The organism is Thermoanaerobaculia bacterium, assembly GCA_018057705.1.
GTDB lineage: Bacteria > Acidobacteriota > Thermoanaerobaculia > Multivoradales > JAGPDF01 > JAGPDF01.
In genome coordinates this window covers 1-18,300 of the sequence record JAGPDF010000026.1, presented here as the reverse complement: position 1 = coordinate 18,300, position 18,300 = coordinate 1, and the positions used below count along the sequence as shown (strand labels likewise).

Annotated in this window: 14 protein-coding genes and 1 pseudogene; 12 read left to right on the top strand and 3 right to left on the bottom strand. The window is 70.5% G+C overall.

Annotated elements, in window-relative coordinates; all coding sequences use genetic code 11:
- Positions 1-86 precede the first annotated feature (86 nt).
- A complete protein-coding gene (locus KBI44_10340) occupies positions 87-953 on the bottom strand; it encodes an AraC family transcriptional regulator (GenBank protein MBP9144871.1) in 867 nt (288 codons plus the stop codon).
- 77 nt (positions 954-1,030) lie between these two features.
- Here KBI44_10340 and KBI44_10335 point away from each other — a divergent pair, with 77 nt between their 5' ends.
- The 8 genes from KBI44_10335 (at position 1,031) to KBI44_10300 (ending at position 8,703) form a co-directional block, all read left to right on the top strand.
- Positions 1,031-3,106, top strand: coding sequence for a DUF4910 domain-containing protein (locus tag KBI44_10335; GenBank protein ID MBP9144870.1), 2,076 nt, complete (start codon positions 1,031-1,033; stop codon positions 3,104-3,106).
- Between the two features lie 268 nt (positions 3,107-3,374).
- Positions 3,375-4,460, top strand: coding sequence for a hypothetical protein (locus tag KBI44_10330; protein MBP9144869.1), 1,086 nt, complete (start codon positions 3,375-3,377; stop codon positions 4,458-4,460).
- On the top strand, positions 4,457-5,071 hold the full coding sequence (locus KBI44_10325) for a diheme cytochrome c-553 (GenBank protein ID MBP9144868.1): 615 nt from the start codon (positions 4,457-4,459) through the stop codon (positions 5,069-5,071). The genes KBI44_10330 and KBI44_10325 overlap by 4 nt, the downstream gene beginning before the upstream one ends.
- 88 nt (positions 5,072-5,159) lie before the next feature.
- Positions 5,160-5,657 carry a pyridoxamine 5'-phosphate oxidase family protein gene (locus KBI44_10320; GenBank protein ID MBP9144867.1) on the top strand — a complete coding sequence of 166 codons (498 nt, stop codon included), beginning with the start codon at positions 5,160-5,162 and terminating at the stop codon, positions 5,655-5,657.
- Entirely contained in the window at positions 5,654-7,060 is a 1,407-nt protein-coding gene (locus tag KBI44_10315; GenBank protein MBP9144866.1) for a GAF domain-containing protein, read from the top strand. The genes KBI44_10320 and KBI44_10315 overlap by 4 nt, the downstream gene beginning before the upstream one ends.
- Complete coding sequence (locus KBI44_10310; protein ID MBP9144865.1) at positions 7,060-7,260, top strand: hypothetical protein; 201 nt, start codon at positions 7,060-7,062, stop codon at positions 7,258-7,260. Before KBI44_10315 ends, KBI44_10310 begins: the two co-directional genes overlap by 1 nt.
- A 181-nt stretch (positions 7,261-7,441) precedes the next feature.
- The gene (locus tag KBI44_10305; protein MBP9144864.1) at positions 7,442-8,065 is read left to right on the top strand and encodes a heme-binding protein; all 624 of its coding nucleotides are present in this window, start codon (positions 7,442-7,444) and stop codon (positions 8,063-8,065) included.
- A 59-nt stretch (positions 8,066-8,124) separates the two neighbouring features.
- Positions 8,125-8,703, top strand: coding sequence for a sigma-70 family RNA polymerase sigma factor (locus tag KBI44_10300; protein MBP9144863.1), 579 nt, complete (start codon positions 8,125-8,127; stop codon positions 8,701-8,703).
- Here KBI44_10300 and KBI44_10295 read toward each other — a convergent pair.
- On the bottom strand, positions 8,700-11,216 hold the full coding sequence (locus tag KBI44_10295; GenBank protein ID MBP9144862.1) for a serine/threonine protein kinase: 2,517 nt from the start codon (positions 11,214-11,216) through the stop codon (positions 8,700-8,702). The two genes, KBI44_10300 and KBI44_10295, sit on opposite strands and share 4 nt — an antisense overlap.
- Before the next feature lie 84 nt (positions 11,217-11,300).
- Complete coding sequence (locus KBI44_10290; GenBank protein ID MBP9144861.1) at positions 11,301-12,959, bottom strand: FG-GAP repeat protein; 1,659 nt, start codon at positions 12,957-12,959, stop codon at positions 11,301-11,303.
- Between the two features lie 289 nt (positions 12,960-13,248).
- On the opposite strand from KBI44_10290, the pseudogene KBI44_10285 reads away from it, so the two are divergent.
- The 4 genes and pseudogenes from KBI44_10285 to KBI44_10270 all read left to right on the top strand — a co-directional run.
- A pseudogene (locus KBI44_10285) lies at positions 13,249-13,587 on the top strand (ankyrin repeat domain-containing protein).
- Between the two features lie 383 nt (positions 13,588-13,970).
- A complete protein-coding gene (locus tag KBI44_10280) occupies positions 13,971-16,739 on the top strand; it encodes an insulinase family protein (GenBank protein ID MBP9144860.1) in 2,769 nt (922 codons plus the stop codon).
- Positions 16,740-16,936: 197 nt separating this feature from the next.
- The gene (locus tag KBI44_10275) at positions 16,937-17,410 is read left to right on the top strand and encodes a hemerythrin domain-containing protein (protein MBP9144859.1); all 474 of its coding nucleotides are present in this window, start codon (positions 16,937-16,939) and stop codon (positions 17,408-17,410) included.
- Between the two features lie 19 nt (positions 17,411-17,429).
- Positions 17,430-18,300, top strand: an 871-nt coding sequence (locus tag KBI44_10270; GenBank protein ID MBP9144858.1) for a 2-oxoacid:acceptor oxidoreductase family protein, incomplete at its 3' end; no start/stop codon positions are given.

Here is an 18,300-nt window from a genome sequence, read left to right as displayed (position 1 = left end):
GTCCGGGGAGTCTCCCGGCAGAAGCGGGACCCTAGGCGGCTCCGACGTCCCGACTCTAGGACGAATGCGACATCCGTCGGCTCGTCTCACTCACCGCCGAGCAGGGCGAGAAGCCGGTGGGGATCGGTGAAGTGACGCGCCATCTCGCCGTCGGCCTGCCGCGGCCGCGTCGCGGCGCGGCCGGCGAGGCCGCGAAAATCGCGCAGCAGGTGCGACTGGTCGAAGTAGCCGGCGGCGAGCGCGGCTTCGACGCCGGCGGCACGCTGCTCGTCGCCGATCTCGAGCAGCGCCGCCTGGAGCCGGACGATGCGGGCGTAGAGCTTGGGTCCGATCCCCAGGCCGGCGGCGAAGGCGCGCTCGAGCTGACGGCGCGACAGGTTGAGCCGGCGTGCGATCTCTTCGACGCGCAGACCACCGCGGCTGGCGACGATCAGCGCGACAGCTCGTGTGCACGGGCTGTCGAAAGGACGCCGAGCGGCGCCGATCTCCTCTGCGAGCCAGGAGGTCGCTGCCGTAGCGCGGGTGGCGAGCTGCGGGGAGGGCGCGAGCGCCTCCCGGAGCCGGCGTGCAGCAGGCGCTCCCGTGAGCCGCACGAGCGGGAGCTCGCGATCGACCGTCGCGCGCATGTCGACGGCGAAGAGCGCGGGCAGGGCGCCTGCCCGGAAACGGATGCCGAAGGTGTCGACGACGCGTCCGGCGCGCAGGCTCCAGGGGCGCGACAGCGTGCCGGCGAGAAACTCCCGTCTCTGGCGTCGCCATCGTCCGTCCACCTGGCGAGAGAAGGGGTCGCCCAGATGGACGATGATCTCCGGGCAGCCGTCGGGCACGATGTGCTCCGGCGGGCGTCCGAGCCGCGGCGCGCGATCGACCGCATGCCAGAAACACTCGACGAGCTCTCCCAGGGGGCCTTCGGGAGGCAGCTCCTCATAGAGCATCGCAGTGTCGTGGCTCACGGCGAGACAGACTATTCGAGCCCGCGGCCGAGTTCACCGCCCGCGACAACCCGTCTTCGCCGTCGTAACATCCTTCGATGCGACCCTCTGCGCCCCTGCGCCGCCCGGCCTCGGTTCTCCCGGGCCTCTGGATTCTGCCCGCGGTGGCGCTCGCCGCCTCGCCCGTTGCCGCCCCGCCGGTGTCACTGCCGCCGCTCCTCTCCGCAGCCGAGACCGCGGCCCTCGCCCAGGAGGTCTCCGGCGAGGCGGCGATGCGCACCGTCGAGGGGCTCTCGCGCCAGCACCGGATGCGCGGCTCGACGGGCTTCGATGCCGCAGGGCAGCTGGTGCTCGAGGCGCTCGAGAGCTACGGCCTCACCGAGGTCGCGCCGATCGTCCTGCCGGCTGACGGCGCGATCTTCTACGGTACGCAGCGCTCGCGCCCGGCGTGGAACGCACGCTTCGCCGAGCTCTGGGAGCTCGACGCCGCGGGCGCGCGGGTCGAGCGCCTGGCGAGCTGGGAGGAGGCGCCGCTGGGCTTGGCACAGGACAGTGTCGCCGGCGAAGTGGCGAGCGCCGAGCTCGTCGATGTGGGCGCCGGAACGCATGAGACCGACTACGCCGGGAAGGCGGTCGGTGGACGCCTGGTGCTGACCTCGTCGCAACCCGAGGCGGTCGCCACGCTTGCCGTCGGCGGCCACGGTGCCAAAGGCATCGTGAGCTGGGCGCAGAACCAGCATCAGGGTTGGTGGGGCGAGGACGCCTCGCTCGTCCGTTGGGGCCATCTCGACGGCTTTGCCGAGGTCCGGACGTTCGCCTTCATGGTCTCGCCGGCTCGCGGCCGCGCGCTCGCCGGGCGCCTTGCGGCGGGAGAGACGGTGCGGCTCGCGGCGCGAGTCGACGCCGGCGCCCTGCCGGGGGCCTATTCCATTCCCTCGGCGACGATTCGCGGCGTCGATCCGCAGGTCGGCACCGAAGAGATCGTCTACAGCTGTCACCTCGATCATCCGCGCCCGGGCGCCAACGACAACGCCAGCGGCTGCGCGACGATCCTCGAGGTGGCGCGTACCCTCTCGAAGCTGATCCGCGAGGGCCGGCTCGCGCCCCCGCGACGGACGCTGCGCTTCGTCTGGCCGCCCGAGATCGAGGGCACGCACGCGCTCCTCGCCGGACGCCCCGACCTCGCACGGCGGTTCAAGGCGGCGCTGCACCTCGATATGGTCGGCGGCGGGCCGGAAACCCGGGCGGTTTTTCACGTCACTCGCGGCCCGGCCAGCCTGCCGTCGTTCGTGCACGATCTCGCGGCGGCCGGCGCAGTCTGGCTGAACGAGCAGTCGATGACCTACGCTGCGACCGGCAGCGCGGCCTTCCCGCTGCTCTCCCCCCGCGGCGGCAAGGAGCCGCTGCGCGCCGAGCCGACCGGACTCACCCTCGGCAGCGACCACGAGGTCTACAACGACTCATCGTTCGGCATTCCGGCGATCTACTTCAACGACTGGCCCGACCGCTTCATCCACACCGACCGCGACCTGCCGGCGAATCTCGATTCGACCAAGCTCGGTCGCGTCGCCTTCCTCGCCGCGGCGACGGGTTGGGCGCTGGCGAATCTCGACGACTCCGATGTCCCCGCGCTCTGGCGGCTGCAGCGCTCGGCGGCGCTCGGCCGCGCGGCGACGACGGTGGAACGCGCGGCGAAGCTCGACCGCTTCGAATCCGAGAACCTCGCCCGCTTCACCGCTGCCCGGGAGCGCGCACTTTTCGGCTCCCTGTCGCACTTCGCGCTCTCCCCGAGCGGTCTCACCGAGGAGGCCGCCCGGTTCTTCGCCACTTTCGATGCCCTGGTGGCACGGCCGGCGACGCCCGCGCGTCGCGGCGGCACGATCTACCGCCGCGACCCGGCGCATCCCGGAACCACCACCACGTTCGGCTACTCCTGGCTCCCCGACCACCTCGGCACGGAACGGGTGGTGGCTCTCCGTCTGCCGGAGTTCACCGGCCTCTGGGGGGGCGGCGGTGACTACACCTACGAAGCGCTCAACCTGGTCGACGGACAGCGGACGACGCTCGAGATCCGCGACGCGCTCGCCGCGACCTACGGTCCGGTGCCCCTCGAGGTGGTGGAGGAGTACCTCCTGGCGTTGCGCGACGCCGGACTCCTCCTCCCCGCCCGTTAGTCCAACCTTCTCACCGAGCTTCCGCTGCGGCGGCGCAGCTGCCCGTGCCTGCTGCGTTGCGCTTGGTCGGCCTGCTCGACGTATTGAAAGTACGTCTGCGCGGGCCTCGGTCGCGACGCCTTGCAGCCACGGGCATCTGCGACGCCTCGCGACGAAGCCGGTGAGAAGGTCGGACTAGCCGCTTAGGAGATTCTTAGGGTTTCCATGCGATCGATTTAGGAACCGCGGGTGAAGCTTTCGTCGGAGGATTCCGTAGGTCCTCCTGACGATGCGAATCTCCCCACCCACCCTCGCCGCCTTCGGTCTCGCGCTCGGTACCGCCTTCGTGCTGGCCTCGCCGCCCGCCCTGGCGTCCGGCGCTGCGGAGACCCTCGCGGCGCGCCTGTCGGAGACCGGGCTTTACGCCGATGTGGCGACGAAGCGGGTGGCCCAGGGGCTGCTCGCCTTCACTCCCCAATACCCGTTGTGGAGCGACGGCGCCCGCAAGAGCCGGTGGCTCGCACTCCCTCCGGGGACGAGCATCGACGCCTCGGACCCCGACGCCTGGGTCTTCCCGGTCGGCACCCGCCTGTGGAAGGAGTTCGCCTACGAGCGCCGGGTGGAGACGCGCTACCTCGAGCTCACCGCTGATGGCTGGATCTTCGCCACCTATCGCTGGCTCGAAGACGAAAGTGACGCCGTGCTGGCGCCGAAGTTCGGCCAGCGCGCGGTCTACGTGCTGCCGGATGGCGTGCGTTACGACCTGCCTGCCCGGACCGACTGTCGCGCCTGCCACGAGGGCAACGTCTCGCGGGTGCTCGGTTTCTCGGCGCTGCAGCTCTCGGCAGCCCGCGACCCGGGAGCGCCGCACGCCGAACCGCTGCGTCCGGGCGACGTCGACCTCGCCCTGCTCGTGCGCCAGGGTTGGGTCAAGGGTTTGCCGGTGGATCTGGTAGCTCTGGCACCGGAGGTCCCGGCACGCTCGGCCACGGAGCGCTCGGCGTTGGGCTATCTCCACGGCAACTGCGCGAGCTGCCACAACGCGCGCGGTCCGCTCGCCGATCTCGACTTCTCGCTCGAAGTGCGCCTCGGCGACGGTCCGGGCGTCCGGCCGGCGGCTCTCGCCACCGGTGTCGATCGCATGGCCCGCTTTCAGCCCGCGGGCTCGTCGCCGAAGGCGCGTCTCGCGCCCGGGCACCCGGAGTCGAGCCTGCTGCTCGAGCGCATGTCGCGCCGCGATCCGATCACACAGATGCCTCCGCTCGGAAGCCGGGTCGTCGACCGCGAGGCGATCGCGCTGGTCGAGAAGTGGATCCGGGAAGGACTCTTTCAGCCGCTCAACATCCAAACCGCTGCAAAAGGGGAGAAGCCATGAAGATCGCTGCGAAAGGAATCACCATCGCGATGGCGCTGGTCGCCGTCACCGTCGTCGGTACCCAGGCCCAGTCGCCTGCCGCGCTGCCCGCTGGCGACAGGGCTCCCGACCGGGTCGCCCTGGGCGCCAAGTTCGTGCAGCTCGGCGGCTGCGACGACTGCCACACCACGAAGAAAATGGGGCCCAACGGCCCCGAGCTGGACATGTCCCGGAGACTCGCCGGGCACCCGCAGGAGATGGTCATGCCGCCTGCCCCCGAGCTCGCGCCGGGCCCCTGGGTGGCGACCGTCGCGGGAACGTTGACCGCCTGGTCGGGGCCTTGGGGGGTGACCTTTACCCAGAACCTGACACCCGATCCGGAGACCGGGCTCGGCAAGTGGACCGAGGAGGAGTTCCTGGCGGCGCTGCAGACCGGCCGTCACCAGGGGCGCGGCCGGGAGATCCTCCCGCCGATGCCCTGGCAGCAGTATTCGACGCTCCCCGAGGAGGATCTGCGGGCGATCTGGGCCTTCCTGCGGACCCTCCCGCCGGTGAAGAACAAGGTCCCGGACCCGCTCCCTCCAGCTGCTCCGATGGCTCCGATGGCTCCGCCCGCAGCCCCGTCGAAGTAGGGTCGCCCGGGCAGCCGCAGCGCCCGCTGAGCCCGGGCGGTGGTTTCGCGCGCTTCTTACATAGAATGCGCGCGGAGCCACCGCCAGCGTGATCAGTCCCGAGCTCGCAGCATTCATCGAGTCCGGCATCTCCGTGATTGTCGGCACACGGGACGCGCGTCTGCGCCCCGACTGCGTTCGCGGGGCGGGAGTCCGGGCCGATCCCGGAGCCGGAACGTTGACCGTCTTCCTGCCGGCCGCGACCTCCGAGCGTGCCCTCGCCAACCTCGCCGACAACGGCCGGATCGCGGTGACGATCACTCGCGCCATCGACCACCGCTCGCTGCAGGTGAAGGGAGGCGCCCTCGAAGTCCGGCCGTCGACGGCCGACGAGCGGCGCGAGATCGTGCGCTATCTCGATCTCCTCGCCGTCGACTGGGGCCACGTCGGAGTCCCCCGGCAGGCCACGAGGTCGATGAACCACTGGCCGGCCTTCACGGTCACGTTTCGCTGCGAGGCGCTCTTCGAGCAGACGCCCGGGCCTGGCGCCGGCGGCCCGCTGACGCGGGAAACGGCGGCCCTCTCCCACGGCAGAGTCGGCGCATGACGATCCGGCTGGAGGAGCTTCAGGCCTGCTTCCAGGGTGTCATTCCGTCGATGATCGCGACGGCGGACCGGCACGGCGAGCCCAACGTCACCTATCTCTCGCAGGTCTATCTCGTCGATCGGAAGCACGTCGCGCTCTCCTGCCAGTTCTTCAACAAGACGCGGCGCAACGTCGACGAGAACCCCTACGCTGCGGTCGACCTCTGGGATCCGCGGACCTTCGAGCTCTACCGCCTCGAGCTGCGCTTCGACCATCTCGAGACGGCAGGTCCGCTCTTCGACACCATGGCGGCGCGCATCCAGGTGATCGCCTCGCACACCGGGATGAAGGGGATCTTTCGCCTGCTCTCGGCCGATGTCTACGAGGTCGAGTCGATCCGCAAGGTGGAGGAGTTCGTCGACCCGCTCGCCTCTCCGCCGGCCGGACCCGCCGACTGGGACCCGGAGAGCCATCGCCACCCGGCACCCGACCAGCTCTCGGAGCTTCGGGGCCTGCAGGCGATCTCGGGGAAGATCGCCCGCGCCGGCGATCTCGATGCGCTGCTCGCCAGCGCCCTTCAGGGGCTCGACGAGCTCTTCGCCTTCTCCCACTCGATGGTGCTCGTTCCCGACGACCGCGAGTGCCGCCTGGTGGCAATCGCCAGCCGTGGCTACGGTGCGGAAGGGGTGGGCGCCGAGATCGCGATCGGGGATGGCGTCATGGGCATCGCCGCGGCCGAGCGCCGCATGGTGCGCGTCGCCGGCGTCGGCGCGGAGATCCGCTACGGGCATACGATCCGCGAGCGCTTCGCCGATCGCGGCGGCCACCCCCGGCTGGCTCCGGAGATCCCGCTCCCCGGTCTGCCCGATGTCCGGGCCCAGCTCGCGCTGCCGCTGCTCGCTGGCGATCGACTCGTCGGCGTGCTCGGCTTCGAGAGCCGGGATCCGCTGGCCTTCGACGAGTGGGACGAGGCGTTCCTGCAGATCGTCGCCAACCAGATCGCCATGGGCATCGACCGCATGCAGGAGGACGAGGAGGAGGCGGCACCGTCGGTTGCGCCTCGGCCGGCGCCCGAGCCGCCGGAGGAGTGCCACCGCAAGCTCCGATTCGTCTACTTCCGCAACGACGAGACGATCTTTCTCGGCGACGAGTACCTGGTGCGCAACGTCCCGGCGAAGATCTTCTGGAAGATCCTCAACCAGCACCAGCGTGACGGCCGAACCGAGTTCACCAATCGCGAGCTGCGCCTGGACCCCGCGTTGGGCCTCCCCGCCTACAAGGACAACCTCGAGAGCCGGCTGATCCTGCTGCGCAAGCGCCTCGCCGAGAAGTGCCCCTGGGTGCGCATGGTGCCGGTCCGCCGCGGCCGCTTCGCGCTCGAGATCGAGAGTGCCGTCGAGCTCGTCGAGAAGGACTCAGCCTGATGAGAAACGACCGACTCCGCTTCCGCCTGCAGCTCGTCGGCTCCTTGCTGTCGATCGTCGTCGCGGCCGCAGCGGCGCTCGGCATGCGTGACCGCGTTCGTCTGGTCGACATCCTGGCGCTCTTCGCCGGCGGCATGGGAGCGGGAGTCGCGCTCGCCCAGATGGCACAGGCCGCCCGCGCAGCGCGCGCGCGGAAGTAGGGCGGGACTTCCCCGGACCGGCGCTTTCGACCCATTCCTCGGCGATCTCGTCCGCCCTGGCGATGGGGGCGTAGTAGGAGGTGTGACGATCTCGCGCTCGGTCTCGCTCGCCCCGCCGCCTCGCCGCCTGGCGGGCCTGACGGGCGTGGCGCTCGCCGTCCTCCTGACTGGAGCCCCCGCCATGGCCACCGAAGAGCCGACCTACGAAGTTCTCGAAAAGCTGGGCGAGGTGGAGATCCGCTCCTACGCCGCCCTCGTGCTCGCCGAGACCGAGGTCTCGGGGACCTTCGATGGGGTGAGCAATGCGGCCTTCCGGCGTCTCGCCGGCTATATCTTCGGCGGCAACCGGGTGCGCGGTGCGGCGGGTGAGAGTACGAAGATCGACATGACCGCGCCGGTCGGGATGCGGCCGGCCGCGAGCGCGAAGATCGCCATGACCGCGCCGGTCGGCATGCGCCCCGCGGCGGCGGACAGCGCCAGGCCGACCGCCCCGGAGAGCCCGGAGCTCTGGGTGATGTCGTTCGCGATGCCGAGCGCCTGGACTCTTTCGACCCTGCCCGAGCCGACCGACCCCCGCGTCACACTGCGCGAAGCGCTGCCGCGCCAGGTCGCGGTGCTGCGATTTTCGGGTCTGTGGAGCGACGCCCGGTTTGCGGAGCAGGAGCGCCTGCTGCGCGCCCAGCTCGCGACGAGCGGCTGGCAGGTGACCGGCCCGGCGGAGTCGCTGCGTTACGACCCGCCCTGGACGCTCTGGTTCCTGCGTCGCAACGAAGTCGCCTTGCCGGTGGTGCGCGCCGCGAGCTGACGGGCCGGTGGACCCTCTTCCGGGGCGCGCGAGCGACGTGATCTAGTTCCGCCATCGGCATGGAAGACGCTCTCGGCGGCAATCTGACGCGGCTCTTGAAGGAGCATCGGGCGGGGGATGCGAACGCCTTCGGCCACCTGGTCGAGCTCGCGCATGCCGAGCTCGAAAGGATGGCGCGCCAGCAACTGCGCAAGGCGCCACCCGGACGTACGCTCGACACCGTCGCGCTGGTCAACGAAGCCTACCTGCGGCTCTTCGACGAGCAGTCGATCGACTGGCAGAGCCGGGCCCACTTCTTCGGCGTGATGGCGCGCGCCATGCGCTTCGTCGTGGTCGATCACGCCCGCCGGCACGCGGCCGGCAAGCGCGGCGGCGGCGCGCGGCTCGTCACGCTCGACTCCGCCTTCGTGGGAGTCGCCGAACAGGCGGAGCTCGTGCTCGCCGTCCACCAGGCGCTCGAGCAGTTGGAGACCTTCAACGAACGCCTGGCACGCATCGTCGAGTGCCGCTATTTCGCCGGCATGAACGACGAGGAGATCGCTGCGGCGCTCGAGCTCTCGACGCGCACCGTGCAGCGTGACTGGCTGCGTGCCCAGGCCTGGCTGCGGCGCGCGCTGGAATCCGAACCGGCGGACTAGCCCGCGGCGGCACCCTGCGCTCGACTGGCACGCAGACGGGTGCGGTCGTCCTCGAGCTGACGGACGAGCAACGGATCCTGCCCGGCAGCCATCGCGAGGGCCTCGCTCCAGGCCGCCTCGGCCTCCTCCCAGCGTCCGGTCGCGACGAGGCAGCGCGCGAGGGGCAGCAGCACCTCGGCGACCTCGACGTGACTCGCTCCGACGCGGGCGCGGCGCAGCGCGAGCGCCTCCCGCAGCAGCGCCTCGGCCTCCGCGAACCGTCCCTGTGCGAAACGCAGCTGCCCGATTCCCTGCAGGGTGGTGGCAATGCGGTGGTGGCCCGGTTCGAGCTTGGCGCGGAAGATTGCCAGGGCGCGGGCAAAGTGCTCGTCCGCGCGGTCGAGCTGCCGGAGGATCTGCAGGTTGTTCGCGAGCAGCGTGAGGTCGGTGGCGACCTCGGGGTGGTCCGATCCGTAGACCTCGGTGTCGATCTCCAGAACCTCTTCGAAGAGCGGCTGCGCTCCGGCGTAGTCGTGCCGCCGCTGAAGAACCCGCGCGAGGTTGAAGAGGTTGATCGCGACGTCGGGGTGGCGCTCGCCGTGGAGTTGCCGGTTCACGGCCAGCGCCTCGCGATGGAGCCTCTCGGCTTCGTCGAGCTCGCCGCGCTTCTCGGCGACGAGGGCGACGCTGTTCCACGCCGCAGCGACCAGCGAGAGGTTCCCTTCCTGCTGACGCAGGACCAGTGCCTCGCGGAAGCAGGCGTCGGCCTCAGCGTGCTCGCCGGTGAAGTAGTGGAGATAGCCGAGCTCGGTGAGGCTTTCGGCGAGCTCCGGCGCGGCGGGGCCGAGAAGCTCCCGGCGCTGGGCGACCGCTTCGACGAGCAGGGGCCGGGCCGTGGCATGGTCGCCGAGCTGACGCGCGAGCGAACCGAGGCGGTGGAGACTTTCGGCGACATCGACGTGGCGCGGGCCGAAGCAGCCCCGGCGCAGCTCGAGCGAGCGCTCTTCGAGCGCTCTGCCTTCGGCGAGCCGCCCGAGGCGGCCGTAGATGTGCCCCAGGGTCGAAAGCAGGCGCGCTCGCACCGCGGGCTGCGCGGCGAGCTCCCCTTCGACGCGCTCGGCGCCGCGCTGCAACAGGGTCAGGGCGTCGATCGGCTTGCCGAGCGAGGTCGCAGGATCCGAAACGTCGAAGAGGCCGACGACGAAACGCTCGACCTCGGTCGCCTTGGCCGCCTCGAGCCGCGCACGATCGCGTTCGCGTTCGAGCGCGCGCGCCTGAAGGGTCACCGTAGTGGCGTAGCCGATACCGAGCAGCGCAGCGACGGCCGCCGTCACGGCGAGCGCCCGATTGCGCCGCACCCACTTCCACGACCGCCAGAAGAGGCTCGTCCGTCGAGCCGTGACCGGCTCGCCGGCGAGAAATCGTTCGAGGTCCGAGGCGAGGTGCTCCGCCGAGGGGTAGCGCCCCTCGGGGTCTTTTGCCAGGGAGCGCTCGACGACGGCGTCGAGCTCGCCTCGAAGGCGCCGCGCCAGCCGGGCGGGCGTCGAGCGCCGGAGCGCTGCGAGCTCCTCGGCCGAGCGGCCGTCGCGGGACTTCCACACGGCCGCGCTCGGCCGCTCCGGTTGCTCCTCGCAGACCGCGCGAACCAGCGCTTCGAGCGAACTGAAGGAGGCCGCCTGCGGCGGATGGCCGGTGAGCAGGCCCGAGAGCAGGAGGCCGAGCTGATAGACGTCGGAAGCGGTGGTGATCTGCTCGCCGCGGACCTGCTCGGGCGAGGCGCAGGCCGGTGTCATCGCCAGACTCGAGGTCGCTTCGCTCGTCCCCTCCTGCGACTCGAGGAGCTTCGCGATGCCGAAGTCGAGGAGCTTCACCTCGCCGGCAGGAGTCACCAGGAGGTTCGAGGACTTCAAGTCGCGGTGGACGACGAGACTGCGATGCGCCGCCTGGACGGCGCGAGCGATCTCGATGACCAGAGCGATCCGGCGCTCGACCGTCAGGCGCTCGCGGTCACAGTACTCGTCGACCGCGACGCCGTGGACATACTCGAGCACGAGAAAAGGAAGGCCGCGGCGGTCGACCCCGCCATCGAGCAGCCGGGCGATCGTCGGATGGTCGAGGCGGGCGAGGATGCGCCGCTCCTGTTCGAAGCGTCGGATCGCCTCCGGCGAGCTCGCGGCACGCGGCAGGACCTTGAGCGCCGCCTCCTTGTCGAAATTGCCGTCGGAGCGGCGGACCAGGTAGACGAGCCCCATGCCGCCGCGGCCGATCGGACGCAGGATCGTCCAGGCACCGACCGATTCTCCGGCTTCGAGTCCCTGCTCGCCGCCCTCCGAGATCTGGCGCAGAAACTGATGCAACGGATCCGCGAGCGTCGCGGCACCGCTCTCGCAGTGGCGCAACAGCGCCTCGACCTCGATCCGGAGCTCGGGGTCTCCGGCGCAGCGCGTATCGAGAAAGGCGCCGCGCCCGGCCTCGTCGAGGTCGAGCGCGGCGGCGAATACCTCGTCGATTTCAGCGAGCCGAAGCGGCTCCATGCGGCCTCCTGCCAGCAATACCTGCGACACCTGCGCCCAGCGTCCCTGCAAGGCTCGACTACCAGGCTGCGTCGAGCGAGGATCCTAAGGCAAGACAGCCGACCAGGCGCCGCTGCCGCCCGATTCGAACCCGTCGCGGAAGAGTCCCTGGCTGTAGAGGGCGTTGAGGGCGCCGGCGTCGAGGGTCGCCCCGACGTCTTCGAAAGGCAGCCCGACGGCCAGGTCGGCGAAACCGTTGCCGTCGAAGTCGCCGGGAGCGAGTGTTTCGCCGAAGGCATCCCCAGACTCGACCGCCCCGGGCACGGCCCCATCCTGGCTGAACGTCCCGACCACCACCGGAGTGGCCGGGACGAGTCCGGACACGATGTAGATCACCCCGGCGGAGTCCGCGCCGGCGACCTCAGCCCCGGGGGCCGCGATCACCAACTCGGCGGCGCTCCCACCGTCGAAGTTGCCGGCAGCGAGTGCCGCACCGAACCGGTCGCCGGAGGCAGCGAGGCCCGCGAGCTGCGAGCGGTCGAGCATTGCGCTGGCGACGCTGCTCACGCCGAGTCCGGGCACGCCCGGCAAGAGGTGGACGAGACCGAACTCGGACTCGCCGCCGACCTGTTCCCCGGGCGAGCCGACGGCGAGATCTTCGACCCCGTCGCCGTCGAAATCGCCGCTGGCCAGACTCGAGCCGAAATGATCGTCGGGATCGGCGTCGCCGGGAATCCCGCCATCGTCTTGGGTGCGCACCTGCTGTCCCAGCGCCGTGAGGCCATTGTCCGAGCCGAGGAGGACAAAGACGGCGCCGGCATCGATCACCGCGCCCCAGTTCTCGCGCGGCGCGCCGACCGCCAGGTCGTCCCGGCCGTCGTCGTTGAAGTCCCCGGCCGCCAACGCATGACCGAACTCGTCGCTCGCCTCGTCCTGCGACGATCCGAGGTCCCCTTGCGTCCAGATGCCGTTGGCGGACGTGCCCGGTGCGGTCGAGAGTCCGGCGGCGGAGCCGTAGACGACGTTCACCGCGCCCGCGTTGGTGACCGCGCCGACGTCCTCTCCCGGCACCCCGATCGCGAGGTCGGCGAATCCGTCGCCGTCGAAGTCGCCGGTCGCGAGCGCCTCGCCGAAGAAGTCGTCCTCCTCGAGGGCGCCCACGATGCCGCCCGCGCCCTGGCGGAAGTACTGCGCTCCCGCCTCGATCAGTCCGCCGGCCGACCCGTAGAGAACGAGCACGGCACCGGCGCGTGCCTCGAGAGTCGCCTCCGGCGTCACGACATCCCGGTAGGGGACGCCGATGGCCAGGTCGGCGAAGCCGTCGTGATCGAAGTCCGCTGCCGCGAGGGCGCTCCCCAGGCGGTCGCCGGTGCTGGCGACCTGGCCCGCCGGCCCGTTCAGATCCCAGACCTCGCTGCCAGCGCCGGCGAGACCCGCGGCGCCGCCGTAGAGGACCGTCACGGAGCCCGCTTCGGCAACCGGAGCGATCGACTCCCGCGGCGCACCGAGGGCGAGGTCGACGAAGCCGTCGCCATCGAAGTCGCCGCTGGCCAGGGCTCGACCGAACTGCTCGAGCGCCGCCGGAGCGCCGGGCACGCCGCTCTCGCCCTGCTGAAAGATCTGCGAGCCGGGAACGCCGAGCTGCGCCTCGGCGGTCGCCGCCATCCCAGCGATCGAGAGGACCGCGCAGGCCGCGATTCTGCGGCGAAGGTTGCTGCACCAGGACTTCTGGCCGGACACGGGTAGATCGTTCTTGTGGGTCATGAGTTGTGTCTCCTCATCCCGTACCTCGCAGGAAGAGCGCGGAATGCGACAGCGCGACAACTTTCGAGCGGCGTTTCTCGTATCCAGTGCCATGAGCGCTCCACCCACCCGCCGGACCTTCCTCGTCGGCTCTTCGGCCGGACTCGTTCTGGCGGGGGTTTCGTCGACCGCGATGCTGAGCCTCCAGGGCGGCGGGTCGCCTGCCACGGCTTCCGTATCGCCGGCCGAAGCCCCTGCGCCGGCGCTTCCGGATTCCTGGCCGACCCAGCCACCGGATCTGGCGCGCGAGATGGTCGGCGCTTCGCACGGCAGGGTGGAGAGGGTGCGCGAGCTCCTGGCCGTGCATTCGTCGCTCGCGCGCGCCGCCTGGGACTGGGGTTTCGGCGATTGGGAGACAGCGCTCGGTGCGGCCTCCCACGTCGGCAACCGCGAGATCGCGGAGCTCCTCCTCGCGCACGGAGCCCAGCCGACGATCTTCTCGGCGGCGATGCTTGGCCAGGTGGCGACCGTGCGCGCCTTCATCGAGGCCGCACCCGGCATCCAGAAGACCGCCGGTCCGCACGGTTTGACGCTGCTCCACCACGCTCGCGCCGGCGCGGAGGTCGCCAAACCGGTCGTCGAGTATCTCGAGAAGCTCGGCGGAGCCGATCTGAAGCCGACGCTGGTGGCGCTCGCCGATGCCGACCAGGTGGCCGTGCTGGGTACCTACCTCTTCGGCCCGGGCCCGACGGAGCGCATCGTCGTCGCTGTCGGCCGCATGGGCCTCGCCTTCGAGCGCGCCGGGAGGTCGCCGCTGCGGCTTTCTCATCTGGGAAACCTCGAGTTCTTCCCGCCGGGAGTGCCAGACGTTCGCATCCGCTTCGAGCGAGCGGGAGACCGCATCGCGGCCTTGACGGTCCACGATCCGGCGCTCGTCCTGCGCGCGACCCGAGCGGCCGCGGCGGTAGGATGATCTGCGCCGCGGCGAGAACCGCCCCCCCCTACGACTGTGCTTCGGAAAGGAAGTCCAAAGTGATCCTGACCCCCCGTGCCTTCGCCCGAACGTCTCTCGCCAGCCTTGCTCTCGTCGCCGTGGTCCATCTCGGGGCGGCTCCCGCCGTGGCTGCTCCGCCACCTGCCGGTCCGCTCGACGGCTTCCTGGCTTCGGTCAAGAAGACGACGCTGCCCAATGGACTGACGCTCCTGGTGCGCGAGCAGCCTGGGACCGGGGTGGTGGCGATCAACACCTGGGTGAAGGCGGGCTACTTCAACGAACCCGACGAAGTCGCCGGCATGGCGCACCTCTTCGAGCACATGTTCTTCAAAGGCTCGAAGAAGTTCCCCGGTGCCGAGCAGATTTCGCAGGAGCTCGCCGCGGTGGGCGGCGACACCAACGCCGGCACGATCTACGACTCGACCAACTACTTCTTCGTCGTGCCGACCGAGGGCTTCGGCCGGGCACTCGAGATCATGGCCGACGCGATCGCCAATCCGCTCTTCGACGAAGGCGAGCTCGAGCGCGAGTCAGAGGTCGTCATCGAGGAGTCGAACCGCAAGCTCGACAATCCGCCGGCGCTCTCACTCGAGCGCATGATTGCGACCTCGTTCACCGAACATCGCATCAAGCGCTGGCGGATCGGCTCGAACGAGGTCTTGCGCAACATCGAGCGCGCGAATCTGCTGCAGTTCTTCCGCACCCTCTATCTGCCGCAGAACATGATCCTCTCGATCGCCGGCGACGTGCGGGCGACCGATGTCGAGAAGGCCGTCGCGGCAACCTTCGGCACCCTGGCCACCGCGGGCTTCGACAAGCAGCGCGGGCCGAAGGAGCCGGAGCAGAAGGAGTTCCGCTACGGCCGCTCGACCGGAGACCTGAAGCAGGGCTACTCCGTCTTCGGTTGGCATACGCAAGGAGTCGGCGGCGATGCCGAGCTGGCGCTCGACCTGGCGTCGCAGATCCTCGGTTCCGGCCGTTCGTCGCGTTTCTTCCGGCACGTCGTCGGCCCGGACGCCGCCGCGACAGCGAACGTCTTTCACTATCAGTTCGACGATGTCGGCCTGCTGATCGCGCAGGCGTCGTTCGACGAAGCCCGGCGCGCCGAGGTCGATCGCCGGCTGCTCGGCGAGATCGAGCGCCTCAAGATCCACGGACCGACCGCCTACGAACTGGCGCTGGCCAAGAACTCGCTGCGCGCCCAGGTCGTCTTCGCGCTCGAAGATGCCGTCGGACAGGCGCAGGCGCTGGCCGAGGCCGAAGCCCGCGATGGCTACCTCTCGCTCGGTGCCCGCCTGGCGAAGCTCGACCGGGTCACCGCCGACGAAGTGCGCGCCGCAGCGAAGCGCTTCCTTTCGAACGATCGCCTGACGCTCTACCACTACGCTCCCAATGGCACTCCGGAGCTCGACCGCGCGGCGGCCTTCGCCCAGGTCCAGGCGGCGGTCGCGACGCCGCCGGCCGCCGAGCCGGGGAACGCCCTGCCGGCGGCCTTCTCGGCAGTCGCTTCAGCGAAGGTCGAGCGGCCCGCGACCGAGGTGCGGCTTTCGAACGGTGCGCGTCTGGTGGTCCGCGAGCGACCGGGTGCCCCTTCCGTGGCGGTGGGGCTCTACCTCGACGGCGGCAGGAGCGTCGAATCGTCCGCCAACGCCGGCATCACCCAGCTCACAGCGAGCTCGCTGCGCCGGGGCGCCGGAGCGCGTAGCGGCGAGGAGATCGACCGCTCGTTCGAGTTCCTCGGCACGGCTCTCACCTCCGATGTCGCGCCGGATTTCCTCGGTGTCGAGATGGAGGTGATCGCCGCGAATCTACGGCCAGCGCTCGAGCTTTTCGCCGATGTCGTCCTGCACCCGACCTTCCCGGCGGAAGGGGTCGCCGAGGAGCGCGCACTCCAGATCGCGGCGATCCGGCGCGCTTTCGATTCGTCGACGCAGCGTCCGCAGGCGCTGGCTCTCGCTGGTCTGTGGCCGACGCATCCCTACGGTCTGCCGGCTACCGGCACCGAGGACTCGGTCGGGGCGCTTACTGCCGCCGATCTCGCCGCCTGGTGGAAGGCTCACCTCGCTGCCGAGGATGCCACGCTGGTCATCGTCGGGGATGTCGCAGCGAGCGCCGCGCAAGAGCTGGCGGAGAAGGCGCTCGCCAGCCTCCCGCGGCGCGGCTCGGCGCGTTCTGCTTTGCGCCTTCCGGCGCCCCCGCCGACGCGCACCGAGACGGTCGAGTACCGCGACCGCAAGCAGTCGGCGATCGTGATGGCGTTTGCCGGGCCGCCGGCGTCGGACCCTGAAGCGGCGCGCCTGGAGCTCCTGCAGAACGTGACCTCGGGACTCGCCGGGACGCTCTTCGCCGAGTTGCGCGGCCGGCGTTCGCTCGCCTACACCGTCTTCGCCGGCTACCGGCCTTACCGCGAAGGAGGTCTCGCGCTCGCCTACCTTGCCACCGAGGCGTCGAAGGAAAGCGAGGCCAAGGAGGCGCTGCTCGTCGAGTTGCGCAAGCTCTCGACCGACGGCTTCGGCGCGGAGCAGCTCGCGACGGCGAAGTCGTCGTTCGCCGGATCGACCAAGATCGACCTTCAGACCAACGGCCAGCTGCGCGACGAGCTCGCTCGCGGCACGCTCTACGGGACCGGTCTCGACAGCACCGCGAAGCGCCTGGCGCTGGCGCAGGCCACGACTCTGGAGGAGCTGCGCGCCACGGCCGCGAAGTGGTTCGGCGCGGAGCGCTTCGTGACCGCCATCGTGCGCGGCAAACCGGCGGAGCCGGCCGCCACGGCAACGCCGGTTCCGGCTTCGCCCAAAGCTCCGTAGCCACGGGGCCTCTCCGGCTTGGGAACGAGCCGCCCCGTAGGGTGGGGCGGCGGCGACCCGTAGGTGTGTTGTCGCCCCGCGGCGCATCTTGAAGGATGGCTGCGGGGAATCACGGGCCGCATCTTTGCGGAGCTTCGCGGTTCTCCTGTCCCCGGCAGCGATTCGAGCGACCGGGATTCGACCAGGAGGGCCCGACGATGGCACGTCCTTCCGCACGCGCAGCAACCGCCCCAGCGGCGAAGTCCGCAGCCCCGCAGCGTCGTGCGGCCCGCACGCGCATCGACGACGAGCACCGCCAACTGGGCGAGCTCCTGGTGTCGCTGGTCCACACCCACGACCTGCACCGGGTCGACAAGCTCTTGGGCGACCTCCGAACGCTCCTGGTGCACCACTTCGAGGGTGAAGAGGGAGCGCAGGGGTTGCACTCGGTCGTGGGCGAGGGAGCCTCCCACCGTCTGCCGAACCTGCAGCATCTCTTCGACGAGCATCGCGAGTTCCTCGCCCGTCTCGAGGAGCTGCAGACCGCAACCGCCGCGGCGCTCGCCGGTCCGGTGGCTGAGATCGCCGAGGGGATCCATCGCCTCGCCGAGTCCCTGCGGCGCCACGAGGCCGAAGAGGAACGACTCTTCGGCGAAGCCTTCTACACCGATCTGGGCGGCCGCAGCTCCTAGGCGCCCGCCGTCCAAGCGAATGAGCCCGAAGAACGAGGGAAAGCCGATGCCCACGACCCACGAAACCGATGTCCCGACCGCCGCCCGGCCGCGCACCATCGTGCGCGAGCGCATCGTCGAAATCGTCTCCGACTCCGGCGAAGGCGCCCAGAAGGCCGGCCAGACCTTCGGCACCGTCTGCGCCAAGCTGGGCACCGGCGTCTGGACGGTCGAGATCATTCCGGCCGAGATCAAACCGCCCGCCCGATCCCGCGCCGGCGCCTCGGGCATCCGGGTGCGCTTCGGCAGCCACGAGATCACCAACTGCGGCGAGAGCGCGGACCTGGTGGTCGCCTTCAATGAGCAGGTGCTCTACGGCCGGATCGCCAACGCCGCCTTCCGGCCGGGCACGGTCGTGCTGCTCGAGAGCAAGTGGGCCGAGGACGCGCAGGAAGAGATCCGCAAGCAGTACGCCACCGCGGTGGCCGAGTTCCGCGCCCAGGGCCTCGAGGTGATCGAGCTTCCCATGGAAGCGGCCTGCCTCGAAGTGATGCCCGACGCGCGCGTCGGCAAGAACATGTTCGTCGTCGGGATGCTCACCGAGATCTTCGGCCTCGGGATGGACAAGGCGCTCGAGGAGGTCGAGGCCGTTCTGGGCAGGAAGGGCGCCGATGTGGTGAAGATGAACCAGGGGCTGGTGCGGCACGGCGCGGCGTTCGCCGCCGCCCGGGTGCCGGTCGCCTGGCAGGTGCCGCCGCGGGCCTCGCAGGAGCCCGTGCTGGTCTTGAACGGCAACCAGGCGCTGGGGCTCGGCGTTCTCGCCTCCGGCATGGAGATGGTCGCGATGTACCCGATCACGCCGGCGACCTCGGTCTCGCACTACCTGGCGCGGGCCTTCACGACGGTCGGCG

Excerpts from the sequence above, each read along its gene's own strand:
- KBI44_10305 (MBP9144864.1), top strand. The coding sequence starts at position 7,442 with ATGGCCACCGAAGAGCCGACCTACGAAGTTCTCGAAAAGCTGGGCGAG.
- KBI44_10335 (MBP9144870.1), top strand. The coding sequence starts at position 1,031 with ATGCGACCCTCTGCGCCCCTGCGCCGCCCGGCCTCGGTTCTCCCGGGC.
- KBI44_10315 (MBP9144866.1), top strand. The coding sequence starts at position 5,654 with ATGACGATCCGGCTGGAGGAGCTTCAGGCCTGCTTCCAGGGTGTCATT.
- KBI44_10300 (MBP9144863.1), top strand. The coding sequence starts at position 8,125 with ATGGAAGACGCTCTCGGCGGCAATCTGACGCGGCTCTTGAAGGAGCAT.
- KBI44_10290 (MBP9144861.1), bottom strand. The coding sequence starts at position 12,959 with ATGACCCACAAGAACGATCTACCCGTGTCCGGCCAGAAGTCCTGGTGC.
- KBI44_10330 (MBP9144869.1), top strand. The coding sequence starts at position 3,375 with ATGCGAATCTCCCCACCCACCCTCGCCGCCTTCGGTCTCGCGCTCGGT.
- KBI44_10310 (MBP9144865.1), top strand. The coding sequence starts at position 7,060 with ATGAGAAACGACCGACTCCGCTTCCGCCTGCAGCTCGTCGGCTCCTTG.
- KBI44_10325 (MBP9144868.1), top strand. The coding sequence starts at position 4,457 with ATGAAGATCGCTGCGAAAGGAATCACCATCGCGATGGCGCTGGTCGCC.
- KBI44_10275 (MBP9144859.1), top strand. The coding sequence starts at position 16,937 with ATGGCACGTCCTTCCGCACGCGCAGCAACCGCCCCAGCGGCGAAGTCC.
- KBI44_10295 (MBP9144862.1), bottom strand. The coding sequence starts at position 11,216 with ATGGAGCCGCTTCGGCTCGCTGAAATCGACGAGGTATTCGCCGCCGCG.